Source organism: Stieleria sedimenti, from assembly GCF_025060895.1.
GTDB classification, from domain to species: Bacteria; Planctomycetota; Planctomycetia; order Pirellulales; family Pirellulaceae; genus Stieleria; species Stieleria sedimenti.
In genome coordinates this window covers 1-24,193 of the sequence record NZ_JANZKV010000290.1, presented here as the reverse complement: position 1 = coordinate 24,193, position 24,193 = coordinate 1, and the positions used below count along the sequence as shown (strand labels likewise).

Below are 24,193 nucleotides of genomic sequence, written 5' to 3'. Positions count from 1 at the left end.
CAGGCGTCGGACCACCCGCCGCAGCTCCGTCGGAGAAATCTCTTGCCCCGCCGCAACACCATCCTTTTCGTCGCCCTGGCCAGCCTGTTCAGTATTCTGCGACCCGCGATCAGCGCCGAGTTCCCCGAACGGCCGAATTTCATCGTCGTCTTCTGTGACAATCTCGGCTACGGCGACATCCAACCCTTCGGCTCCAGGTTGCACCGAACGCCGAACTTGAACCGGATGGCAACACAGGGGCGAAAGTTCACACACTTCTGTGTGACCGCCGGCGTCTGCACCCCATCACGCGCCAGCCTGATTACCGGATGCTACTCCCAACGCGTCGGCATGCACCAAAACCCGCGCGACGGACATGTGCTCCGCCCGATCTCGCCTTATGGGCTAAATCCCGACGAAGTCACGATTGCCGAAACACTGAAAGAACAGGGTTACGCGACGGCGATCATCGGCAAATGGCACCTGGGCGACCAACCCGAATTCCTGCCGACACGTCAGGGATTTGACTTCTTTTTCGGAGTCCCCTATAGCGATGACATGACGCAAGCGGTCGGCCAGCGTCTGGGCGATCGGCTGGACGGAAAACATTGGCCGCCACTGCCATTGATGGAAAACGAAGTCGTCGTCGAAGCCCCCTGTGACCGAAACGGATTGACCAAGCGGTACACCGAACGGGCGATGCAGTGGATCCAGGAGCACCGGGAGGAACCGTTCTTTCTGTATTTCCCCCAAGCGATGCCGGGCAGCACCAAGACACCGTTCTCCAGTGAAGCCTTTCGGGGCAAGAGCAAGAACGGACCCTGGGGCGACTCCATCGAAGAACTGGACTGGTCGATCGGTCAAATGATGGATCAACTGCACGAACTGGGGCTGGCCGGCAAGACGCTTGTGATCTGGACCAGCGACAACGGTGCTCCGATCAATCGAGACTTAAACGATCTCTCGCGCGGTTCCAATCGCCCCCTGCACGGCCGTGGTTACACGACCAGCGAAGGCGCCTTTCGCGTCCCGACATTGATCTGGCAACCGGGCCACGTGCGGGCAGGAACCGTCTGCGAAGAACTCGCCTCGACGATGGATTTGTTGCCGACGTTCACCAAGCTGGCCGGCGGCGAACTGCCGCAAGATCGCACGATCGACGGACACGACATCGCCCCCTTGATCTACAGCCAGCCGGACGCCACGTCTCCGTACGACGCATTCTACTATTACCACCGGGATCAATTGCAAGCGGTTCGTTCCGGACCCTGGAAGTTATTCTTGCCCATCGATCCGTCCGCCGGACATCCTCACCTGGAAAAAAATGACCCGCCGCAGACGTTGCTGTTTCATTTGTACGACGATGTGTCTTGCCAACGAAACGTTGCGGCCCAGCATCCCGACGTGGTCGAGCGATTGATGAAGATCGCCGACCAGGCTCGCGAAGACCTTGGCGATCAAGGACGCCCCGGCAAGGGACAACGGGCGATCGGAAAAACCGAAGGTCAGCCGCGCGCGCAAACGCTCCAACCATAGTTCGATCGCACGGATCACTTGCTTTGACGCCAAGCGGTATGTTTTTGTTAGCGGTAGGGCGCGAGCCCTCCGGTCTTTCATGGTGTGTTTGAAACGCGACCGGAGGGCTCGCGCCCTGCCGCTAACGAATCGTTCACGGCGTAGGATTCCGCCTGAGGGCGAGGTAGGCCATCGACAGGTTGGAAGCCTCTCTCACTTCGTTTCTGCGCGATCCTAAACTAGGATCTCCTTGATCACGTGGCCGTAATCTTGCTCCAGACGCTTGTGCCCCGGCACATTCAGTCGGTGAGAATGCAAGCCCAACTGATGCAACAACGTCGCATGGACATCGGTCACATAGTGCGGATGCTCCACGGCATGGAAACCGATTTCATCGGTCGCGCCGTGCACGATGCCGCCCTTGAGTCCACCGCCGGCCATCAAGACGCTGAAACCGTACGGATGGTGATCGCGGCCGTCGGAGTTCTGTGACCCCGGTGTGCGTCCGAATTCCGTCGCGAACACGACCAGCGTCTCGTCCAGCATGCCCCGCTGCTTGAGATCCTGGATCAAGCCCGCGACCGGTCGATCGACCTGCATCGCCAATTTGGAATGATTGGCTTTCAGTTTCGAGTGCTGGTCCCATGCCCCCGCGGCCCCATCGCCATGCATGATTTGTATGAATCGCACACCCTGTTCGGCGAAACGACGCGCCGTGAGCAACTGCTCGCCAAACGGACGTGTTTCTTCCTGATCGAACCCGTACAGTTTTTTGGTGGCCTCGGTCTCGGTATCAAACCGAATCACTTCCGGGACGGCCGTTTGCATGCGGTAGGCCAATTCGTAGGACTTGATTCTTGCTTCCAGCTCTGGGTCGTGCGGATACTGCTCGGCGGTCAAGTGATTCAAGCGACGGACTAAGTCAAATCCGAGACGCTGCTGGCCGGCCGAAACGTCTCCTTCGGGGCTCGCATAGTCGAGTGGATTATTCGGGTCCACTTTCAATGCGACGCTGTCGTAAGCCGGCCCCAAGTAGTGTCCGTCGCGTTTGTCAAAAAATCGCGGGCCCATGCCGATGAATTGGGGCAGATTTTCGTTGAGTGTTCCCAGCCCATAATTGACCCATGCGCCGATCGTCGGCACACGTGGATCGAGCATGTGTCGCCCCGAGTGAAACTGCACTTGGGCGCCATGGTTGTCATCGGTCGTCCACATCGACCGGATCACCGCCAGGTCATCGACACAGGCCCCCAGATGCGGAAACCAGTCACTGATTTCGATTCCGCTTTGCCCATACTTTCGATAGCCGACTTGCAACGGATAAACCTTGTTGCGTTGCTGGCCGTTGGCATCATTGACGACAACGACCCGAACCCGTTTCAGTTTCTCCGGATCTTGAACATCGGCAAATGGAGTCTCGTTGATCGTTTTCCCGGCGTACTTGGTCAGCGCCGGTTTGGGATCGAAACTTTCCATGTGGCTGACACCGCCACGCATGAACAGCCAGATCACGCTTTTCGCTTTGGGGGCAAAATGCGGCACGCCGTCCGGTGGCGACCACGCCGGGCTGGCCGACGAACTCCCCGGCGCGGCGGCGTAACCGTCGCGGCGGAGCATCGCGTTGAGTGCCAGGCTGCCAAACCCGAGCCCACCACAGAGCATCGATCGACGATTGATGGTGCTGTTCATGATCTTGTTCTTTCAACGGGTTTGGGTTCACTCACTCGTGCTCCGTTCCGAGCTTGTGGGATCTGCGTTTCGGCCTCGGCCGGGCCGTGTTTGACGACGGGTTGTCATGCACAGCATGACGTACTCTGTTCTGCGTCACCGACCACTGGTCGTCTTTCGTGCGGACGGTCGCGTCGAGCCGGTGACATCGTCCCAGTCATCGCTGCGGAACACCGACGCCGGCAAGCCTTCGCTGTTGACCAGGTTCGCACCTTCGGGATTGGACGCCCAGGCATAGCGCACGGCGACCGGCTCTGAAACATCTTCGCTACTTACCAGCACGCTGTCTTTGTCGACGGTCTTGGCATCGGCCCAGTGCCACTGCCGATCCTTGCCGGCGATTTCAAACCGTTTCAACGCTTCGCCGTCTCGCGATTTCAGTCCCTTGCCGGCTTGATCGAATGTTACACGAATCGCGTTGCCTTCGATTTTGCTGTCGCGATACAGCGGCCCCGAGAAGACGATGTCACGGCCGTGGTCTTTGGCCAATGCCCAGCGGGCCAATCGCTCGCCGGGATCTTTCTTATTCTTCGGATGGATGTCGCCCGCCGCGCCGACGTCATTGATGATCGCCATCCCTGTCTTGGGCGTGGTGTTCAAGATCAACCGCATTCGATCTTGAAGCAACGCCCACGGATCTGGGGTACCGGGCTCAGTCGAGGGTCCTCGGAAATTTGCCAATTGGACAAAGTAAAAGGAAAAGTCATCGTTCCAGCGTTTTCGCCAATCACGGATCATCAGCGGCAGCGTTTGATCGTAAGGCACCGCGCCCGGTTTCGCGTTGGCTTCACCCTGGTACCAGATCGCTCCACGCATCGCGTAGCCGACAAAGGGATGAATCATGGCGTTGAACAGCACGCCGGGTTTTCCTTCGGTGTTCAAGGGACGCTTGGGCGGCGTCGGTTTTCGCGGCGCGCGAGCACGTTGCTCGTTGGGTCGATTGCGTCGCTCCGCCGCGTCGGCTTGCCATTGGTCCAGCCGAGCCTGGTAGGCGACCATGGCTTTCTCGGGATCGTAGGCTCTGTCAGCCTCGATCGCCGCGTCGACCAACCGCTTCGTACCGGGCAACGTCTCGAGTGCCTCGCGACTGGTAAACGTCTCGACGGGTTTGCCACCCCACGCCGATTTGATCACCCCGACCGGTACGCCGAGTTCCTGGTGCAGTTTCCTGGCGAAGAAGAACGCGACCGCCGAGTAACTCGCCAGGGTATCGGGAGAACAAACGCTCCACTGTCCGGCGATATCGTCTTGTGGATCGACCGCGGTCGTCGTGGCGGCATTGTACATCCGGATCGCCGGCAGATCAGATTCGGCCAACGCAGCGTCGTAGCTCGCCGCCCCCCGCATCGTGAATGCCATGTTGGATTGCCCCGACGCAAACCAGACCTCGCCGATCAACACGTCGTCGATCTTGATCGTCTCGCTGCCACTGCGAATGGTCAGTGTCGATCCCGAACCGTCCGCCTTGCCGGTCTGGATGCCGACCCGCCATTTCCCGTCCGCATTCGCTTTGACCGTCGCGGTCCTGCCCTTGAGTTCCAACACGACTTCGGCGTCTGGGGTGGCTGTGCCCCAAATCGGTGCCGATCGCTCACGCTGCAGCACCATGTGGTCACTGAAGAACTGGGGAACCGAGAGCTCGGCAAACGTCACCGCCGGGCAGGCCAGCCCGAGCATGAGAAACAGAAGGAAGCGTTGCATGATTCAGTGGAGTGTGAGCGGAATAAAGTGGCGTAAGCTTCCAGCTTGCGATCTGCACGGCAACGCAAGCCGGAAGCTTACCTGCTGTTGTAACGCAAGCTGGAAGCTTACCTGCTGTTGTAACGCAAGCTGGAAGCTTACGCCACTTTTAGCGGATGGTGACGAAGTCGTTGTGGTTGAGGATGGCTTGGGTCAATCGGGAGCGGATGACGGTCTCCAGGTCGGCGGCGTCGCGGGATTGAAGTTCGGGAAGCTTTGACATGGCTTCCCAAAACGCGGCACATTCGGACCGCTCTGCGTCAGTCGGTTCGCGGCAAAGCAGTTGAAAAAACAGTTCATCGATGAAGTCCGACGGCGCATCGGTTTTGAGATCGGCGACGATTCGCGATGCGATTTGAGACGCCATGTCGATCGCAAGCTTGCTGTTGGAAAGCGCGAGTGCCTGCTGGGGAACGATACTCTCGCTGCGTCGATAACACTGCAGGATGTCCGCATCATCGAACATCGTCAGAAACTTGTCTTGCTGGTCGCGGGAATGCTTCAAGTACACGCTGCGGCGCATGGCGGTCGGGCCGGGATCGATCGACGGACCTTCCGTTTTCGGGTCCAGTTTTCCGCCCAGCGACAACAAGCTGTCGCGGACGAGTTGCGATTCCATACGTTTGGAGTTGGCCCGCCAATAATAACGGTTCGTCGGATCGACTGTTCTCGTTTGCTCGTCGGCGGTCAGCGTCGAGGATGACATTCGGTACGCTTCGGAAGTCACGATCATTCGATGCAGATACTTGAAACTCCAGCCCGACTCCATGAACTCGGCGGCTAGAAAATCCAAGAGTTCTGCGTGCAGCGGTTTTTCGGCACGCAATCCGAAATCGAACACGGACTCGACCAGCGGTGTCCCAAAGTGCCGCATCCAAACATGGTTGACCGCAACGCGGGCGGTCAACGGGTTTTGTCGCGACGTGATCCATTTCGCCAGCGTGAGACGCCGCCCGGTACTGACCGATGCATAAACCGCTGGATAGTCGGACTCCTTGTGCTCCGGGGTCTCGAGTGCTTTTTTGGAACCACGCAGCGATGCGTAGTCCGGCCGGGCGTCGGGCTGAGCCTTCTCTAATTCTTTCAGCTTCTTTTCGGCGGCCGACTTCTGGTCCTTCGCCGATTTTAGCTTTTTCGAATCGGCGGCATCGGCAATCATCCGATAGTCCGCATCGGCAATTGTCGCCTGCAGCTGTTTTCTCGCGGCGTCCCGGGCAAGGCTGTTGGCTTCAGCTGGCGACGGCGACGCGACGTAAGCAGCGTTGTCGGCGGCAATGGTCGCGTGCACCGATTCCAAGGCCGCGTTGGCCGACGCCAATTTCAATTCCGCGACGATCACCGCGTTTTCCGGGTCGACCGATGGAGCGGCTTGGTTTCCCGCTGCGGTCAGTTCGCTATCCGGCGACAGTGCTTTGACCGTGATCTCGTCAAAGGCAACGGTCGCATCAAAACCGCTCAAGCTGACGAAACCGTCGCTGCGATCGGGAAGTTGATAGGCGACGACCAACTGATCATCCAGCCAAACGTTGACCAACCTGTCTCGTACCGCGACCCGCAGGTGGTAGCGTTGGCCGACCTTGATCGGTATGGCCTTGCGACCTTCGGCCGGATACGTGCTATCACCACCGCGCGCATACGCAACTTGGACCTTGGGGCCGGGTGCGTGCGCGCTGGTGTAGACGTAGTTTGAATACTTGCCGTCTTCGGACTGGTCGAATCGAAACGTCACCGACTTGTAGGTCGACCCACCGGTTGTGGTGTAAACGCAATCCACTTCGAAATCACGCGGCAGCGGCGGGACCAGCCGTGCCATCTGCGACTGACGTGTCGATTTCGTTTGGTGCAATGCACCGTCACGGTACTGCCATCCGTCCCCGATCAGTCGCCAGAGTTCCGGTGCGGGCTCATCGAAGAGATCCGTGACGCTCCATGACGGGTCGTCAACCGGACGCGTCCCCGGCTCCTCCGCCGGCTGATCGGCCAGACGTCTCTTGGCCGCCGCCAGTTCCCGCTTGGCGGATTCAACTTGTGATTCGGCCTTCTGGATTGCCGCTTGTTGGACGTGTGATCGTGTGCCGGGAGCAAACGCGTCCGGAGGCAACTGGACCGGTTGGATCGGCGCCGCGAAGTCAGCCAAGATCGCGGGCACGCCAGGACTGACGGGATTCTCCTTGTCCGGGTTCATCGGGTCGCCACGGAGGTGCACGAACGTGGGCCGGTCGACCGAATCGTCAAACACCCGCGGCAGCCCGTCTTTCTCGAAATCCGTCACGCCGGGGATCGGATCCAAGCGGACTTGGTGCGGTTCAAACAGCGCCCGAAAACGGTAGTAATCCAACTGCGAAATCGGATCGTACTTGTGATCGTGGCACTTGGCACAATTCAACGTCAGGCCTAGAAACGCTTTGCCGGTGTGTTCGATGGTGCTGTCCAACCAAGTCGTCCGGTTGAACAGGTAGTAGTTTCTTGCCAGATAGCCCGTCCCGGCGATCGCATCGGGATCGGTGGGCGCTAATTCGTCCCCGGCCAACATCTCCGAGACCATCCGGTCATAGCCCTTGTCATCATTGAGCGAACGGACGATCCAATCGCGCCAATGCCAGATGTGTTTTTGGCTGTACCGAATCTGCTGGCCCAAACCGTACCAATCGCTGTACCGCCACACGTCCATCCAGTGGCGTGCCCAACGTTCACCGTGTTCAGTGCGGGCCAGTAGGTCGTCGACGATTTGTTCCCAGGGACGCTCGTCTCGCAGTTGCTCGGTCGTGGGCGGCAATCCGATCAGGTCCAAATACAGCCGCCGAATGATCATCGATCGATCGGCCGGGCCGACGGGACGCACGTTGCCGGCGACGCGTTTGGCGGCCAACAGTGCATCGACCGGGTGATCCGCTTGGCCAGACGACTCGGGCAGCGTCGGTCGTGTGATCGGTTGAAACGCCCAATGCTCGGTCGGCGCCGGTGGCGGCGTTTCCTCGGGCGCTCGGGCCCCTTGCTGAATCCAACGGTGAAGCAATTTGATCTGCTCCGGTTGCAAGGCGGCACCGTCTTCGGCCGGAGGCATGCGTTCGTCTTCGTCGGCGGTGATTCGCGCCAACAGTTCGCTGCCATCCGGATCCCCCGGATTCAGGGCACCGCCGTCGATCATCAGGGATCGCGTTTCCAGACGCAGGCCCGATTCTTGCTTTAGCACGCCGTGACAGGAATAACACTTCTCGCTGAGCAGCGGTTTGATCTGGGTCAGATAATCGACATCGTCGACCGCGATCGCAGCCGACATCGACGGGGCTACGAAAACGAGGAACGCGATGACTTGGAGGAGGGAGCTTGGACGCACGGGGAGACGCATCGGTTGGAGGTGGGACTGGTTAGTCTAACCGAACCGGCGGCGGATGTGTCGATTGTTTTTTCTGTCGATCCTCGTTGCGGAAATCGAATTAGCAGTCGCCCGAACCATCGGCTAAGATACGCCACATGAACCAACATCCGACCCATCGATCGCTCCGCCGAGACTTCCTGCGTTCTGCCGGTGGCGGAGCCGGGATGATCGCGCTGGCTTCACTGCTATCCGCTGACGGCTTCGCGGGAAATCCCGACGGCTCGATTCGCCAGCCCCACTTTCGACCGCGGGCCAAACGGATCATCTGGCTGTTCATGCATGGAGGCCCCAGCCAAGTCGATCTGTTTGACCCCAAGCCGGATCTGGTCAAGTACGCCGGCCAGCCGCTTCCGGACAGTTTTGGTTCCGTGATGACGCGTCGCAAAGTCGCCAACAATCCACTGCTGGGGCCGGTCCGTCCATTTCGGCCGCGGGGCCAATCGGGATTGCCGATCTCTGACTTCCTGCCGCATCTGTCCACCGTCGCCGACGATTTGTGTGTGATCCGGTCGCTGCATGGGGACAGCGTCAATCATCCACAGTCGGTGTACCAAATGAACACCGGCAGCATCTTGATGGGGCATCCGAGTTTCGGCAGTTGGCTGGCCTACGGATTGGGCAGCGAGAACGAGGACATGCCGGCCTTTGTCGTGTTGCCCGACCCGGGCGGCGGACTCAAGGGTGGACCATCGGCCTGGGGCAACGGCTATCTGCCGGCGACCTACCAGGGGACGACGATGCGTCCGGGCAAAACGCCGATCCTCAACCTGGCGCCGCCGAGCGGTGTTTCGGATCTTCGTCAACGTTCGACACTGGACTTCATTCAGCAGCTCAATCAAAACCATCTGGTCGGACGTGAACAGGACGACGACTTGGCCGCCAGAATCGATGCGTATGAACTGGCGTTTCGGATGCAATCGGCCGCCCCCGAAGCCGTCGATTTTTCACAGGAGTCGGCCGCAACGCTTTCGATGTACGGGATCGACGACAAGACAACACGCGACTTCGGCGAGCGCTGCTTGCTGGCCCGACGCATGATCCAGCGCGGTGTCCGAATGGTCCAGGTCTATTCGGGCGACACCAACGGCTGGGATGCGCATCAAGACGTCGACAAGAACCATAGCGAGTATTGCGCTAAAACGGACAAACCGGTCACGGCGCTGCTCAAAGACCTGAAGCGATCGGGATTGCTCGATGACACCCTGGTCGTCTGGTGCGGCGAGTTCGGACGGATGCCGATGAGCGAACAAGGCAAGGGACGCGACCACAATCCGTGGGGGTACTGCGGATGGATCGCCGGGGCCGGCATCAGCGGTGGGCGCGCTTACGGCGCGACCGACGAAGTCGGGCTGCGGGCCGCCGAGGATCGAGTGCACGTCAACGAGTTCCACGCCACGTTGCTTCATCTGATGGGACTCGATCACCGCGATCTCACCTACTTTCACAACGGGCTGGACGAGCGTCTGACCGGCCCCAGTGAAGTCGACATCGTCGAGGGACTGCTCTCATGAGGCGAATGACCCTGCTGATGGCTCTGTTTGCCCTCTTCCCGCTGCTGCCGTGGACCTCGATCGCCGGGGCGACCGACGCGGAAGACCAACCGGTTGATGACGCAGTCGCCGAAATCGAAGAAGACGAAATCTCGGACTTCGATCGCGATCATTGGGCCTATGAACCGATCGTGCGACCCGCCGTGCCCGCGGTGGCGCAAACCGATTGGCCGCGGACGGGGATCGACCGGTTCATTCTGGCGCGACTGGAAAAGGATTCGCTCCGACCCGCGCCGCCTGCCGATCGGCCCAGCTTGATCCGCAGGCTGTGTTGGGACTTGACCGGTTTGCCGCCCACGGTCGCTCAAGTCGAAGATTTTGTGAATGATGAGCGGCCCGATGCCTACTCGCGCCTGGTCGATTCGTTGCTCGCGTCACCCGAGTTCGGGAAACGCTGGGGACAATTCTGGTTAGACCTGGCGCGGTATGCGGACACCGACGGATACGAACACGACAAGATCCGTGACCAAGCCTGGAAATATCGTGATTGGGTGATCGATGCGATCAACGGCGACCTGCCCTATGACACGTTCATCCGTTGGCAACTAGCCGGCGACCAAATGGAATCCGGCGACGAGCAAGCGACGCTGGCGACGGCATTTTGTTTGTCGGGCCCCGACATGCCCGATATCAACTCGATGGACGAACGACGCCATGTCTTGCTCAATGAGATCACGTCGACGGTCGGGGCCGTGATGCTGGGATTGCAATTCGGTTGCGCCCAGTGCCATGACCACAAGTACGACGCGATCAGCCAAGCGGACTTTTATCGGCTGCGAGCGTTTTTCGATTCGGCGATCCGCCTGGAACAGAACAAGTCGGTCAGCGTCTTGGCGTCCCATCGCGATTACCCGCAAACCCATCTGATGATCCGCGGCGATTGGCGCCGTCCGGGCGCCCCGCTGGATCCGGCGTTTCCCCGGGTCATCAATGATGCGGGAGCGGTGCCGTCGCCTGACGCCTCGCCACGCACCGAGTTGGCTGATTGGATGACCGATCGATCCAACCCACTGACGGCCCGTGTGATCGTCAATCGAATTTGGCAACAGCACTTTGGCACCGGGCTGACGGCGACACCGAGTGACTTCGGCGTGATGGGGGACAGTCCCACGCACCCCGAATTGCTCGACTACCTGTCCGATGAACTGATGCGGGAAAACTGGAGCACCAAACGAATCCACCGCATGATCGTGATGTCCAGCGTTTATCGCGTGTCCGGCACCCGTCCGAAACAGGGTCCCCATCGCGCGGCTTGGGATCGCGCTCTGGCGGCCGACACCGACAACCAGTTGCTCAGCCGTTTCCCTCGTCGCCGCTTGGATGCCGAAGCGATCCGAGACGGATTACTGGCCGTCAGTGACTCGCTGAATCATGAGGTGGGCGGTCCCGGCGTGCGGCCCGCCCTGCCGGTGGAAATGGTCAAGACGCTGAAGTCGGGACAATGGAAGGAGACGCCATCCAAGGCCGATCATGCACGTCGCAGCATCTACATTTTCGCCAGACGGAATTTGCGGTTCCCCTTCTTCGCGACCTTCGATCGTCCCACCGCCGACCAACCGTGCGCGCGACGAAACCAGTCCACCACCGCCATCCAGTCGCTGGTGCTGCTCAATTCCGCGTTTGTGATGAAGACGTCGGAGCGATTGGCAAGTGTCGTGTCCGCCGGCCAACCGGATCTGCGATCACAGATCGATTTGCTCTACCTGCGACTCTATTCGCGACACCCCGATGCCGAGGAAGTGACCAACGCGACGGAGTTCATGGCCAGCGGCGCAACGCTGCGGGACCTCTGCCGAGCGATGTTGAATTCGAATGAGTTTTTGTACGTGGATTGATACGGTCGCCACCGTAGGGCATGCTGTGCATGCCTCAGTCAGTAGGGCATGCTGTGCATGCCAATTCTCACGCGCAGCGTGACCGACCCGGCCAGATCGTCACGCCCAGCGTGACCTACTCCGTCAGCTCTGAACCGCCCGCGCGGAGGTAGGCGGAGATCGGCACCGCCAAGACGGCGCCGATGACCGGAGCGGTCAGATAGATCCAGAGGGATTCCCATTGGTTTCCGACCAGGGCCGGTGCGATCGAACGCGCCGGATTCATCGAAGCCCCGCTGATCGGTCCGCCGCAGAGCACTTCAAACGAGATCACGCCGCCGATGGCCAGCCCCGCCGTGATTCCTTTTTCTTTCGCACCGGTGCTGACGTTGAGCACGACGAACAGCAGAATCAATGTCAACATGATTTCGAAAATGAACGACTGCCACCACGTACCTGCCGGCAGGGTCGGGCCCAAGCTGGTTTGATCTGGAAATAAAACCCGCAACAACACACTGGCCAGCAGCGCGCCGACGCATTGGCTGACGATATACGGGACCACGTGTTTCCCTTCGAACCGTCGCCCCACCCAGAACGCGATCGTCACGGCGGGATTGATGTGGGCGCCAGAGATATCGCCGATCGAATGGATCATCGCCGAAACGACCAGCCCCCAGGCGAGGGCGATGCCGACCAGCGTCACGCCGCCGTCGGTCACGTTGTCGACCACGACCGAACCGGTTCCGACAAACACCAACACGAACGTGCCGATCATTTCGGCGACATACTTATTCATCTTCACCAACGCTGCACGAACAGGGGAATCGTCTAAAGAACGGCAGATGATACCACCCCAGACGGACGACGCGAGTGAGCCTGTCGCCCGCGCCCGTCAGAGACGCAGAAACGGTCCAATCCTCGCAACCGAAATAAACCGGTTCGCAGCGTGTGGCAGTTCCGTCAATCCGAGCATCGCCGAGGGGTATGAATCACCACACTTGACCTAGCTTTCTATCGAACTTGGAACCTGCCCCCTCTTTTGACTTCGCTGCAGAACCCTGACGTGAAACGTTTCCTGCGAATCCGATCTGCTGTCCGACGCCGCCGCAAGGGGGCGGCGATGATCGAGTTCGCGGTTTGCCTGCCGGTGTTTCTGCTGATCACGTTCGCCACGCTCGAAACTTGCCGGATGATCTATCTGCGTCAGTCGCTGAAACTGGCCGCGTACGAATCCGCACGGCTCGGAATCCTACCGGATATCGCGCCGGCGTCGCTGCAAGACCAATGTGACGTCATATTGCTTGGACGCGGCATCGAAAATTACACGCTCTCTCACACACCCAGCGATCTGTCGGCGCTTGAGTTCGGCAATCTTTTGGTCACCACGGTCGAAGCCCCCGCGGCCGAAAACGCGTTGATCGGTTCATGGCTGTATGGCGGCCAAACGGTCTCGGAATCAGTCACCATCATGGCGGAGTACTAAACGATGTCTTGTCAACGGCCATGCTTCATTGCGGGTCATTCCCGCGGCTGCCGGCGAGGGGCCACGATGGCGATGCTCGCTGTTTTGATGCCCGTGATGATCGGCATCGCCGCGTTTGCGATCAACGTCGTGTACATGGAAATGGCGCGGACCGAATTGCAGATTTCATTGGACGTTGCCGCCCGAGCCGCGGGGCGCACCTTGGCCGTCACGGACGATGAAACGCAAGCGAGAGACGCCGCAGAAAACATGCTGGCATTGAATCCTTATGCCAACCAAGTGCTCACCCCCGGGGAAACCAATCTCGAATTCGGAGTGTCGACGCGATACTCCGACTTGGATCGATACAGTTTTAGTCCAGGCTCTCCCGCCAACGCGATCAAAATCGAAACCAACGGCACCAACCAGGTTCCGATGCTGTTTCCGACGCTGGGAATCAATCTCCAATTCCGACCGATCAAAGCCGCGATTTGCACCAAGGTCGAATTGGACATCGCTTTGGTCATTGACCGATCGACTTCCATGTCACGAGACTCCAACGGATATCGATCCGACAGCTGGGAAACCGGCGACCCGGCTCCCGGAAGTTCGCGGTGGATCGATACGGTCCATGCGGTCGACAAATTCTTAGATGTTATGGAAGCCTCGGTCCATGACGAACGCGTTGCACTGACCACGTATGCGTCCACGCCGACGACTGATCTTGAACTGACTAACGATTATGACTCCATCCGTAACGCGATGGATGACCACTCGGATCCGTTCAACGGTGGCAGCACCGCGATCGGCGACGGAATCCTGGGCGGAGTCGAAGCGTTGAATCACGGCTCCTACGCACGTCCCTGGGCGACACGGATTCTGGTCGTGCTCAGCGACGGGCTGCAAACCATGGGCATCGATGCGGTCGTGGCTGCCGAACAGGCGGCCGCCGACAACATCATGGTTTATACGATCACCTTTTCGGATGGTGCCGACCAAGCCACGATGCAGCAGGTCGCCGCCGCGGCAGCGGGCAAGCACTACCACGCCGACGACAGCGGGCAATTGAATCAGGCCTTTACGGACATCGCCCGCGGCCTTCCCACCTTGCTCACGTTTTAGGCTCGGAAACCATGGTCAATTCCTCTCGCCGCAAACTGCGTCAACGACCACCGACCGGGGCCGCACTGGTCGAGATGGCGATGGTGCTCCCGCTGATCATGCTTTTCTTTACCGCGATGCTCGAGATCGGCCGTGTGCTGATGCTCCAGCACACCGCCGATACCGCCGCCTATGAAGCCGCCCGATCGGCGATCGTCCCCGGAGCAACCGCCGCGGATGCGGAGCAGGTCGCACAACAACTGACCGCCGCCGCCGGATTGACCCAGGTGGTGATCGAAGTCACTCCGCAATCCATCACGGAGTTCACCCCCCTGATCACGGTCAAGGTCGAAATTCCCGTCGGTGAAAACTCATGGATCACACCGCAACACGTGGTCGCCTTGACGGTCTCCAGTGAAGTCACGTTGATGTGCGAACGATCGCCCGTCACACGACTCGTTGCGGTGGATCAGCTGAACGCCAAGAAACAGACGATGCTACACGACTAGTGCTCGTGAAATTCTGTCCCGAAATGCGTTGGGAAAGGCGACCCAACCGGACGCGTCGCCACAATTTCAGTAGACTGCTCCGTCGTCGCTCCGTTGGAACCAGCAATCTTCGGCTGCAGCACCTGATCAAGGAGCGTCACCACCGCCCCTTGATGAAACAAACTCGATGACGAATTCACCTTCCGCGTGCCCACTCCGCGCCGCGATATGCTTCCTCTCGCTGTGGCTTCTCACGTTCTGCTTCGGCACGACGGCTGTTTCTCAAGACCAGCTCGCCCGGCAAACCATCGACAAAACCGACGCGGACATCCTGTACCGCAGCGGTGAGAATCTGACCGACTACATGCGCGAACGCTGCCGGCTGGACGTCTACGCCCCCGAATCAAAAAAGGCGTTCTCGACGGTCGTCTGGTTTCACGGCGGCGGATTAAAAGGCGGCAATAAATCCGTGCCCGAGGAACTCAAGGACCAGGGCATCGCCGTCGTCGCCGTCAACTACCGACTGCACCCCAAGGTCACTTCGCCGGCGTACATCGAAGACGCCGCGGCGGCCGTCGCGTGGACCTTCAAGAACATCGAAAAGTACGGCGGTTCAAACCAAAAGATCTTCATCAGTGGGCACTCCGCCGGCGGTTACCTGACCAGCATGCTCGGTTTGGACAAACGCTGGTTGGCCGCGCACGACATCGACGCCGATGACATCGCCGGACTGATCCCCTTCAGCGGCCATACCATCACCCACTTCACCGTGCGCGCCGAACGGGGCATCGACGGCAAGCAACCGGTCGTCGACGACATGGCACCGCTGTATCACGTCCGTGACGATTGCCCGCCGCTGCTGCTGATCACCGGAGACCGTGAACTGGAAATGCTCGGACGCTACGAAGAAAACGCCTACCTGTGGCGGATGATGCAAGTCGTCGGGCACCCCGACACCGAACTCTATGAACTCGACGGCTACGACCACGGCCAAATGGCCACCCCCGCCCATCCGCTGCTGCTCCGCTTCGTGAAGAAACACAGTCGGTGAAATGCATCATCGACAGATACAGCGTGGGAGATAGGCCCACGGATGGCAGCGCGAACCCACGGATCGAGACGAAACAGAATTTCCTCGGTTCACGCTGCCATCCGTGGGTTCACTTTGCTTTCCGTGGGTTCACTTTGCTTTCCGTGGGTTCGCGCTGCTATCCGTGGGTTCGCGCTGCTATCCGTGGGTTCGCGCTGCTATCCGTGGGTTTCTCAATCTCTCACGATCCGTCCCAAACTTGCTAGCAAACACCAAAGAGAACTGAACATGACGAAAGACTTGATCCACGACGTCGAACGGACTGTCCGCCGGCGGATGGCTGGGCAACAGGCCGGTCATGGTTTTGATCATGTCGGCCGTGTGCTTCGTTCGGCGCGCAAGATCCAGGCGGAAGTCGGCGGGGATCGGATGATTGTGGAACTTGCCGCCTTGCTGCACGACGTCGGCGATGCGAAGTTCCATGGCGGGGTCGAGAAGAGCGCCGAATTCACGCGACAAATCCTCGGCGAACTCGACGTCGATGTGGCAACGATCGACCACGTCGCAAAAATCGTCGACAACCTTTCGTTCCGCAAAGGCGACGACGCGAAACCGCTCTCACTCGAAGGCCAAATCGTCCAAGATGCGGATCGTTTGGACGCGTTGGGCGCGATCGGGATCGTGCGGACGATTGAATACGGCGCGGCCTTCGGCCAACCGTTTCATGTTTCGGGCAATGCGGATGGAACGCACAAGACGGGCCTGCGCCACTTCGACGACAAACTGTTTAAACTGTGCGGCCTGCTGAACACCGAACCGGCACGGCGAATGGCCCGACAGCGTGAAGCATTCATGAGAACATTCATCGATCAGTTTCTCGCCGAATGGGAAGAGTGAGCGGGGGAAGCGGTTGGTTCGCTGCATCACCGACGCGTCAGCTGCCCCCACCGATGGCAGATCGCCCCCACGGATGTCATAGTAGAGGCTACAACGTTCATTTCGCATCCGTGAGAACGCTTTGCCCTCGGTGGTTATTGTTTTCGGCCGCGGATCCAACGCTCAAGCACTTTTATGACAACTTCGCGAAACTTGATCCACCCGCGTGACGAGATCATGCAGACGATGGATCGCATTTATCGTTACCGGATGACGACCACGTCCGGCGGCAACCTTTCGATCCGCGACGCCTCGGGCGACATTTGGATTTCGCCGGCGAGAGTCGACAAGGGGAACCTGTCACGCCGCGATATCATTTGCGTGCGCCGCGACGGCACCGTCGAAGGTCCGCATCCACCGTCTTCGGAATTTCCCTTTCACAAGGCGATCTACGACGCTCGCCCCGACGTGGTGTCCGTCGTTCATGCACACCCGGTCGCCCTGGTGGCATTCAGCATCTGCCGCCAAACGCCCAACACACGACTGTTCCACCAAGCCCATTCGGTCTGTGGCAATCTGGGATTTGCGCCGTACGCCTGTCCGGGCAGCAAGCAACTGGGCGCGAACATCGCCGCGTCGTTCGCCGAGGGTGCCGACAGTGTGATCTTGGAGAACCACGGGGTCGTCGTCGCCGGAGATTCGCTCTCCAACGCGTTCAAGCGATTCGAAGCGTTCGAGTTCGCCGGCAAGACGCTGATCAAGGCGGCGGCGCTGGGCAACGTCAAACTGTTGGACGATCACCAACTGGAGCGGGCAGCCCGGCGCAGCGTCGACTTCGAAAGTCTTGATCCACCGCCCGCCAATGCCATCGAATTGGAACTGCGACGCCAACTCTGCGACTTCGTTCGTCGCGGTTGTCGCCAACGACTCTTGATCAGCACCGAAGGGAGTTTCTCGGCGCGGGTCGGCGACGATTCGTTCCTGATCACGCCCACACAACAGGATCGAGAGCTGCTCGGCGTCGATGATTTCGTTTTGATCGATGGCGATCGGCGCGAATCGGGGAAGCTGGCCAGCCGCGCGGCCAAGGCGCATCAAGCGATCTACCGTCGCCATCCCCACGTCAATGCCATCGTGTTCGCACACCCGGTCAACGCGACGGCGTTCAGCGTCACGGATAGCGAATTCGATGTCCGCACGATTCCGGAAAGTTACGTGTTCCTGCGCGACGTCCAACGCGTCCCCTACGGCGTCCAATTCGGTGACGGCGATCAGATCGCAGACTATGTCAACGAGAAAACGCCGGCGGCGATCCTGGAAAACGACGGCGTGATCGTCACCGGACGCAGTGTCCTGGACGCGTTTGATCGCTTGGAAGTGCTGGAGTCCACCGCCGAAGCGGTGATCAATGCCCGCTCGATCGGCAGCGTCCAAGCGATGTCCGACGACGTGATCGATGAACTGTGTCGCGAATTTGATCTGTGACCGCACGACAGCGGCTACAATGAAGTCATGTCACATCCAGCGAAATGGTTTCTCTCGCTTTGCGTTACCCTCGTAGCCGCCCCTGCCGTGCCAGCGGACTCTCCCCCGGACTCGGCGGTGGCTGCAAAGGCGATCGATTACCTGGAGACCGAGGGGCAGCGATGGATGGACCAACGCGGCTGCGTGTCGTGCCATCAAATCCCCGCGATGCTCTGGAGTCTGCAAGCGGCCGAGCGACAGGGCTTGGACGTAGCCGCTGAGGATTTAAAACGATGGACCGAGTGGTCCACCGACGCGGTCAATTTCGTCAAGCCGCATCAGAAGAAGGACCTCGACGTCGAACAAACACTGGCGGGAAACATCGACACGATGGCGGCGTTGCTGTTGGCCATTCCCGGTCAGGCCGATGCAGGTTGGCGAGAGCAATTCGCGGCCAAGCTGTGCAGCGAGCAAGCCGACGACGGGTCCTGGAAAGCCTGCGGTCAATTGCCAGCCCAAAAGCGTCCCAAGCAAGAAACCACCCAAGCGACGACGCTTTGGGTCACCCCGACATCAAATTACTGGGGCACGGCTTGGGCGGTGATTGGATTGTTAAGCGGCGATTGAAGTTCCCCACCTCAGGAATTCTTTTGTCTCAAAGGTCCGACGCGTTTTCCGAAGAAATCAACGGTCTTCTTAGCTGTCCACTGTCCGGGGTGATCGAATTGAAAAATCTGCCTGCCGCGGGTCCGTGAGCCGCTGCATCCCGTGATTTGTCTGGGAATCATCCCGGAGCGGCCTGGATCGGTCCCAATCCCTGGTCTACGCGGTCCAGCGGTCATCAATCGTGCCCGACCGAGGCGTTGCATGCATTAGCTGGCACGGGGGGGGCCGAGGGAAAATCGTTCTTTTGATGACAGGTTCATGCAATAATGAACACACGCCCCATCCTCTTTTTTCTCAGTGTCACCCCGTCGCCGCGGGGACGCCCAGGCGGGACAGCCGGACCTGAAGAAAACCGATCGCATGCGACTCCGATCGATCCCAGGGGATGCATCTTGTGCGTCTATTTCGTGGCAGAGTCGGCAGACCCATTGTAATGACGAACACGCCCAATCTATTGCAGCTTTATTCCGAGACTTACGAACGCGAAAAGCAAGTTCGTTACACGCTGAAGGAGTACCTGGAGACGGCTCGCGATGATCCGTCGTTGTATAGCAGCGTCGCGGAACGAATGATTCAAGCGATCGGCCAACCGAAACAGATTGATACGTCGAGCGATTCCCGTCTCGGACGGATCTTCATGAACCGGACCATCAAGGTCTATCCCGCGTTTGATCAATTCTATGGATTGGAAGAAACCATCGAACGGATCGTGGGCTACTTCCGTCACGCTGCACAGGGACTCGAAGAACGGAAACAGATTCTGTATCTGCTCGGTCCGGTCGGCGGCGGGAAGAGTTCCCTGTCGGATGCCCTGAAGCGTCTGATCCAACGTCAACCGGTGTACGTGTTGTGTGCCGGCGACGAGATGAGCCCGATTTTCGAAAGCCCGCTGGGGCTGTTCGACCCCAATTCGATGGGCTTCTTGCTCGAGGAGGAATACGGCATTCCACGTCGACGTCTGAGCGGTTACATGTCCCCATGGGCCGTCAAACGGTTGGACGAATTCGGAGGCGACATCTCCAAGTTCTCCGTCGTCCGCGTGATGCCTTCGGAACAGCGGCGATGCTGTGTGACCAAGACCGAACCGGGCGACGAAAACAACCAAGACATTTCCTCGTTGGTCGGTAAAGTCGACATCCGCAAGCTCGAGCATTTTTCGCAAGACGACGCCGACGCGTACGCCTACACCGGTGGACTCAATCGCACGACCCAGGGTCTGCTCGAATTCGTCGAGATGTTTAAAGCGCCGCTCAAGATGCTGCACCCGCTGCTGACGGCGACACAGGACGGCACCTACGTGGGCACCGAGAACGTCGGCGCGATGCCTTACCAAGGCATCATCGTCGCCCACAGCAACGAATCGGAGTGGGAATCGTTCAAGGCCAATCGCAACAACGAAGCGTTCCTCGATCGGATCTGCGTGGTCAAAGTCCCCTACTGCCTGCGCGTCACCGAAGAACGAAAGATCTATGACAAGCTGATTCAAAGCTCCAAACTGGGCGAAGCACCATGCGCGCCCGACACGCTGGAGATGATGGCACGCTTCTCCGTCTTGACGCGTCTGAAGGAACACGAGAATTCCAACCTGTATTCCAAAATGCGGGTTTACGACGGCGAGTCGCTCAAAGACACCGACCCGAACGCGAAGACCGTCCAGGAGTATCGGGACGCGGCCGGTGTGGCCGAAGGCATGGAAGGCGTCTCGACGCGGTTCGCCTACAAGATCCTGTCAGAAACCTACAACTTTGACACCGACGAAGTCGCCGCCGATCCCGTCCACCTGCTCTACGTGCTCGAAAAAGCGATTCTGCGCGAACAGCTGCCCGAAGAAACCGAGCAGCGTTACCTGGAATTCGTCAAAGAAGACCTGGCGTCGCGATACGCCGAATTCATCGGCAACGAAATCCGCAAGGCCTACCTGGAATCCTATCACGCCTACGGCCAAAACCTGTTTGATCGTTATATCGCCTACGCCGACGCCTGGATCGACGACCAGGACTACAAGGATCCCGACACCGGACAATTGATGGATCGCGACGTCCTGGACGAGGAATTGGAAAAGATCGAACACCCCGCCGGAATCTCCAACGCGAAGGACTTTCGATACGAGATCGTCAAATTCGCGCTCCGCTCACGGGCCAAACACGACGGCCGCAACCCGGAATGGACCTCCTATGAAAAAATTCGCGAGGTCATCGAAAAGCGAATGTTTTCACAGATCGAAGAGCTGCTCCCCGTCATCAGTTTTGGCGCCAAAAAGGATAGCGAAGCCGAGCAAAAACACAGCGAATTCGTCGAGCGAATGACCCAACGTGGTTACACACGACGACAGGTCCGTCGGCTGGTCGATTGGTACATGCGTGTCAGCAAGTCAGGATAGGAACACGATCCCCATGCAAGTGATTGATCGCCGGCAGAACCCGAAATCGAAAAGTCTTGGAAACCGCCAACGCTTTCTTCGTCGCATCAAGTCCCAGATCCGCAAGACGGTCAAGGACGCGATCGAAAACCGCAGCGTTTCCGATCTCGATAGCGGCGAAAAAGTGTCGGTCACCGCCAACGAGATCGGCGAGCCGACCTTCGGTTTCGATGCCGCCGAAGGCAGTCGCAACTACGTCATCCCGGGAAATCACGATTACCAGCGGGGCGACCGAATTCGCAAACCCAGCGGCGGATCGGGAAGCGGTTCCGGCGGAAGCCCCGACGGCGACGGCGAAGATGCCTTCGTGTTCATGCTCAGTCGCGACGAATTCCTGAACCTGTTTTTCGAGGACCTCGAACTACCCAACCTCGCCAAACGCAAACTGAAGTCCGTCGCCAGTGAAAAATGGAGTCGCGCCGGATACGCCAACGACGGCTCGCCACAGCGGCTGAACAAATACCAGACGATGCGACGAAGTCTGGCGCGACGCATCGCACTCAAGCGTCCCAGGTTGCACGAATTGAACCGGCTGGAAGCGGAATTCGAGGCAGCCCAGACGAGAGCCGACAGCGATGACGGCAAGCACAGCGATGACGGCAAGCACAGCGAAGACGGCGAGCACAGCGAAGAAGCCGAACGCCTTGCCCGGCTGATCGAAGAAACCCGCGATCGCATGCGGGCGGTCCCGTTCTTGGACCCCGTCGATCTTCGCTACAACCGGTTCGAGCAGACACCCAAACCCGCCACGCAAGCGGTCATGTTTTGCCTGATGGACGCCTCGGCATCGATGACCGAATCGCTCAAAGATCTCGCCAAACGGTTTTTCATCCTGCTGCATCTGTTCTTGAACCGCCACTACCGCTCGGTCGAATTGGTCTTCATCCGTCACACCTACACGGCGGCCGAAGTCGACGAAGAGACCTTTTTCCATGGCCGCGAAACCGGCGGAACCGTGGTCTCCTCGGCGTTGGAAGAAATGCTGCGAATCATTCGAGAACGCTACCCGGTTCAAGACTGGAACATCTACGCCGCCCAGGCCTCCGACGGACACAATTTCGATCACGACATGCCGCGCACGATCGCCTTGCTGCAGCGCGAGATCCTAGACCTCTGTCAGTACTACGCCTACATCGAGGTCGGCGAAGAAGAATCGTCGTACGTCAGTGCACTTTGGAGCGGGTATGCTCAGCTGGAATCACACCCCCATTTCGCACGCGCCTGCGTCTTGGATCCGACCGAGATCTACCCCGTGTTTCACAAATTGTTCGCCAGCAACCGACAGGCGTCTTGAGCGACCATGGACAACCGGACGTTACTGTACGAAGGCTCGGAGTGGGACTTTAACCACCTGCGACGTGTCCATGATGCGATCGAGGAAATCGCAATCGACGAGATGGGCTTGAACGTCTATCGCAACCAGATCGAGGTGATCACCAGCGATCAGATGCTCGATGCTTACGCGTCGTTCGGGATGCCGTTGATGTATTCCCATTGGTCATTCGGCAAACGGTATTCCCGGGAAGCACTGCTGTATCGCAAGGGGGCACAATCATTGGCCTATGAGTTGGTGATCAATTCAGACCCCTGTGTCGCCTACGTCATCGAAGAAAACAGCATGACGATGCAGACACTCGTGATCGCCCACGCCTGCTTCGGGCACAACCATTTTTTCAAGAACAATTATCTGTTCCGCCAGTGGACCCATGCCGAACGTGTGCTCGATGACTTGGCCTATGCCAAACGATTCATTGCCGAATGCGAAGAACGGTACGGAATGCAGACCGTCGAACGGACCCTAGATGCCGCCCACGCGTTGATGTCACAGGGCGTCAGTCGTTACGCCCCACAGCGCCCGGTTCGACCCCAAGACGCAGTGCTCAAGGCCGAATCACGAAAATCGCACCACGAAGCAACGTACAACGATTTGTGGAGAACGCTTCCGAAAGCGAAGGAGGATGCCGAAAAAGAGGATACCGCGGAACAAGAATTTGACGCCGCCGCGTTGCGATTGCCTGAAGAAAACCTGCTCCGGTTCCTGTCGCTCCACGCACCCAAGTTGAAGGATTGGCAGCGCGAAGTGTTGGACATCGTGCGAAAGACCGCGCAATACTTTTACCCCCAACAGCAGACGCAATTGATGAACGAAGGCTGTGCAACCTTTATCCATTATCAAATCATGAATCGTCTGCACCAAACCGGTCAGGTCAACGAAGCGGCGATGCTTGAATTCCTGCACATGCACACGGCGGTCGTCACGCAACCCGATTTTGACGACAAGCGATTCCGGGGATTGAACCCCTATGCGTTGGGCTTCGCGATGATGAAAGACATCCATCGCATTTGCCAGAGCCCCGAACCGGAAGACGAGGAGTGGTTCCCCGACATCGCCGGGCGGGGGGACTTCATGAGCGTCTTGCGAGACGCGTGGGCGGATTTCCGGGACGAGAGCTTTGTACTGCAATTTCTCAGCCCGCATTTGATTCGAAAGATGCGTTTGTTCGCCGTTCGCGATGCGTCCGACTCTCCACACTTGTCGGTCGAAGCGATCCACGACGAATCGGGGTATCGTGAAATTCGACACCGCTTAGCCCAGCAATACGATCTCTCCAAACGCGACCCGGAGATCGAAGTTACCGAAGCTGACTTGAAGGGCAATCGACGCTTGGTGCTCACCCACCGCGTTCGCGACGGCAAAACGCTCAGCTCAACCAATTGCAATCGAGTCCTGCGGCACGTCGCCAATCTGTGGGGCTATCGCGTGCGATTGATCGAGGTCGATGCCGACACCGGCCACACGCTCAACAATTACGACGCGGTGGCGCTGCCGTAGACGTTGTGAGATTTCCTGACTCTAACGTTTTCTATGTTTGTTCGCGATGAAGCCCGGAGCGACGGTCTTATTTCCGGTCAATAGATTGATCGAAAATTTTAAATTTTTCGATTCGATTTCCCAGAGTCCTTGGGGGCCAGCCCCCAAAC

Annotated in this window: 17 protein-coding genes; 13 read left to right on the top strand and 4 right to left on the bottom strand. The window is 58.9% G+C overall.

From position 1 onward, the window contains the following. Positions 1-42: 42 nt before the first annotated feature. Positions 43-1,515: a sulfatase family protein gene (locus tag NZK35_RS30710; protein WP_259636355.1), complete on the top strand. Its 1,473-nt coding sequence runs from the start codon at positions 43-45 to the stop codon at positions 1,513-1,515. Positions 1,516-1,728: 213 nt separating this feature from the next. On the opposite strand, the gene NZK35_RS30705 is transcribed toward NZK35_RS30710, so the two are convergent. From NZK35_RS30705 to NZK35_RS30695, 3 genes are all read right to left on the bottom strand, one after another. Then, on the bottom strand, positions 1,729-3,183 hold the full coding sequence (locus NZK35_RS30705) for a DUF1501 domain-containing protein (RefSeq protein WP_259636354.1): 1,455 nt from the start codon (positions 3,181-3,183) through the stop codon (positions 1,729-1,731). A gap of 135 nt (positions 3,184-3,318) precedes the next feature. Then, on the bottom strand, positions 3,319-4,923 hold the full coding sequence (locus NZK35_RS30700; RefSeq protein WP_259636353.1) for a sialate O-acetylesterase: 1,605 nt from the start codon (positions 4,921-4,923) through the stop codon (positions 3,319-3,321). A gap of 148 nt (positions 4,924-5,071) precedes the next feature. Next, positions 5,072-8,242 (bottom strand): PSD1 and planctomycete cytochrome C domain-containing protein, encoded by a 3,171-nt coding sequence (locus NZK35_RS30695; RefSeq protein WP_259636352.1) that lies wholly within the window; start codon positions 8,240-8,242, stop codon positions 5,072-5,074. A gap of 194 nt (positions 8,243-8,436) precedes the next feature. On the opposite strand from NZK35_RS30695, the gene NZK35_RS30690 reads away from it, so the two are divergent. Both NZK35_RS30690 and NZK35_RS30685 read left to right on the top strand, forming a co-directional pair. Beyond that, the gene (locus NZK35_RS30690) at positions 8,437-9,852 is read left to right on the top strand and encodes a DUF1501 domain-containing protein (RefSeq protein WP_259636351.1); all 1,416 of its coding nucleotides are present in this window, start codon (positions 8,437-8,439) and stop codon (positions 9,850-9,852) included. After that, positions 9,849-11,726, top strand: a complete 1,878-nt coding sequence (locus NZK35_RS30685) for a DUF1549 and DUF1553 domain-containing protein (protein ID WP_259636350.1) — start codon at positions 9,849-9,851, stop codon at positions 11,724-11,726. The genes NZK35_RS30690 and NZK35_RS30685 overlap by 4 nt, the downstream gene beginning before the upstream one ends. Positions 11,727-11,841: 115 nt before the next feature. On the opposite strand, the gene NZK35_RS30680 is transcribed toward NZK35_RS30685, so the two are convergent. Continuing rightward, on the bottom strand, positions 11,842-12,501 hold the full coding sequence (locus tag NZK35_RS30680; protein WP_259636349.1) for an MIP/aquaporin family protein: 660 nt from the start codon (positions 12,499-12,501) through the stop codon (positions 11,842-11,844). 267 nt (positions 12,502-12,768) lie between these two features. Between NZK35_RS30680 and NZK35_RS30675 the strand changes: the two genes are divergently transcribed. From NZK35_RS30675 to NZK35_RS30630, 10 genes are all read left to right on the top strand, one after another. Further along, a complete protein-coding gene (locus tag NZK35_RS30675; RefSeq protein WP_259636348.1) occupies positions 12,769-13,188 on the top strand; it encodes a TadE/TadG family type IV pilus assembly protein in 420 nt (139 codons plus the stop codon). A gap of 66 nt (positions 13,189-13,254) precedes the next feature. Then, positions 13,255-14,289, top strand: coding sequence for a VWA domain-containing protein (locus tag NZK35_RS30670; protein WP_259636347.1), 1,035 nt, complete (start codon positions 13,255-13,257; stop codon positions 14,287-14,289). Between the two features lie 11 nt (positions 14,290-14,300). Next, positions 14,301-14,777 (top strand): TadE family protein, encoded by a 477-nt coding sequence (locus tag NZK35_RS30665; protein ID WP_259636346.1) that lies wholly within the window; start codon positions 14,301-14,303, stop codon positions 14,775-14,777. A 166-nt stretch (positions 14,778-14,943) separates the two neighbouring features. Beyond that, the gene (locus NZK35_RS30660; RefSeq protein ID WP_259636345.1) at positions 14,944-15,807 is read left to right on the top strand and encodes an alpha/beta hydrolase; all 864 of its coding nucleotides are present in this window, start codon (positions 14,944-14,946) and stop codon (positions 15,805-15,807) included. A gap of 261 nt (positions 15,808-16,068) precedes the next feature. Then, positions 16,069-16,683, top strand: coding sequence for an HD domain-containing protein (locus tag NZK35_RS30655; RefSeq protein WP_259636361.1), 615 nt, complete (start codon positions 16,069-16,071; stop codon positions 16,681-16,683). A 174-nt stretch (positions 16,684-16,857) separates the two neighbouring features. Beyond that, positions 16,858-18,147 carry a class II aldolase/adducin family protein gene (locus NZK35_RS30650; RefSeq protein ID WP_259636344.1) on the top strand — a complete coding sequence of 430 codons (1,290 nt, stop codon included), beginning with the start codon at positions 16,858-16,860 and terminating at the stop codon, positions 18,145-18,147. Positions 18,148-18,264: 117 nt separating this feature from the next. Further along, positions 18,265-18,753 (top strand): hypothetical protein, encoded by a 489-nt coding sequence (locus NZK35_RS30645; RefSeq protein WP_259636343.1) that lies wholly within the window; start codon positions 18,265-18,267, stop codon positions 18,751-18,753. A 472-nt stretch (positions 18,754-19,225) separates the two neighbouring features. Beyond that, on the top strand, positions 19,226-21,172 hold the full coding sequence (locus tag NZK35_RS30640; RefSeq protein ID WP_259636342.1) for a PrkA family serine protein kinase: 1,947 nt from the start codon (positions 19,226-19,228) through the stop codon (positions 21,170-21,172). 13 nt (positions 21,173-21,185) lie between these two features. After that, positions 21,186-22,505, top strand: a complete 1,320-nt coding sequence (locus NZK35_RS30635; protein ID WP_259636341.1) for a YeaH/YhbH family protein — start codon at positions 21,186-21,188, stop codon at positions 22,503-22,505. A 6-nt stretch (positions 22,506-22,511) separates the two neighbouring features. Beyond that, positions 22,512-24,044, top strand: a complete 1,533-nt coding sequence (locus tag NZK35_RS30630; RefSeq protein ID WP_259636340.1) for a SpoVR family protein — start codon at positions 22,512-22,514, stop codon at positions 24,042-24,044. Positions 24,045-24,193: the final 149 nt, after the last annotated feature.

Coding starts and splice junctions, on each gene's coding strand:
- NZK35_RS30705 (WP_259636354.1), bottom strand. CDS start 3,183: ATGAACAGCACCATCAATCGTCGATCGATGCTCTGTGGTGGGCTCGGG.
- NZK35_RS30700 (WP_259636353.1), bottom strand. CDS start 4,923: ATGCAACGCTTCCTTCTGTTTCTCATGCTCGGGCTGGCCTGCCCGGCG.
- NZK35_RS30695 (WP_259636352.1), bottom strand. CDS start 8,242: ATGTCGGCTGCGATCGCGGTCGACGATGTCGATTATCTGACCCAGATC.
- NZK35_RS30690 (WP_259636351.1), top strand. CDS start 8,437: ATGAACCAACATCCGACCCATCGATCGCTCCGCCGAGACTTCCTGCGT.
- NZK35_RS30685 (WP_259636350.1), top strand. CDS start 9,849: ATGAGGCGAATGACCCTGCTGATGGCTCTGTTTGCCCTCTTCCCGCTG.
- NZK35_RS30680 (WP_259636349.1), bottom strand. CDS start 12,501: ATGAATAAGTATGTCGCCGAAATGATCGGCACGTTCGTGTTGGTGTTT.
- NZK35_RS30670 (WP_259636347.1), top strand. CDS start 13,255: ATGGCGATGCTCGCTGTTTTGATGCCCGTGATGATCGGCATCGCCGCG.
- NZK35_RS30665 (WP_259636346.1), top strand. CDS start 14,301: ATGGTCAATTCCTCTCGCCGCAAACTGCGTCAACGACCACCGACCGGG.
- NZK35_RS30660 (WP_259636345.1), top strand. CDS start 14,944: ATGACGAATTCACCTTCCGCGTGCCCACTCCGCGCCGCGATATGCTTC.
- NZK35_RS30650 (WP_259636344.1), top strand. CDS start 16,858: ATGACAACTTCGCGAAACTTGATCCACCCGCGTGACGAGATCATGCAG.
- NZK35_RS30640 (WP_259636342.1), top strand. CDS start 19,226: ATGACGAACACGCCCAATCTATTGCAGCTTTATTCCGAGACTTACGAA.
- NZK35_RS30635 (WP_259636341.1), top strand. CDS start 21,186: ATGCAAGTGATTGATCGCCGGCAGAACCCGAAATCGAAAAGTCTTGGA.
- NZK35_RS30630 (WP_259636340.1), top strand. CDS start 22,512: ATGGACAACCGGACGTTACTGTACGAAGGCTCGGAGTGGGACTTTAAC.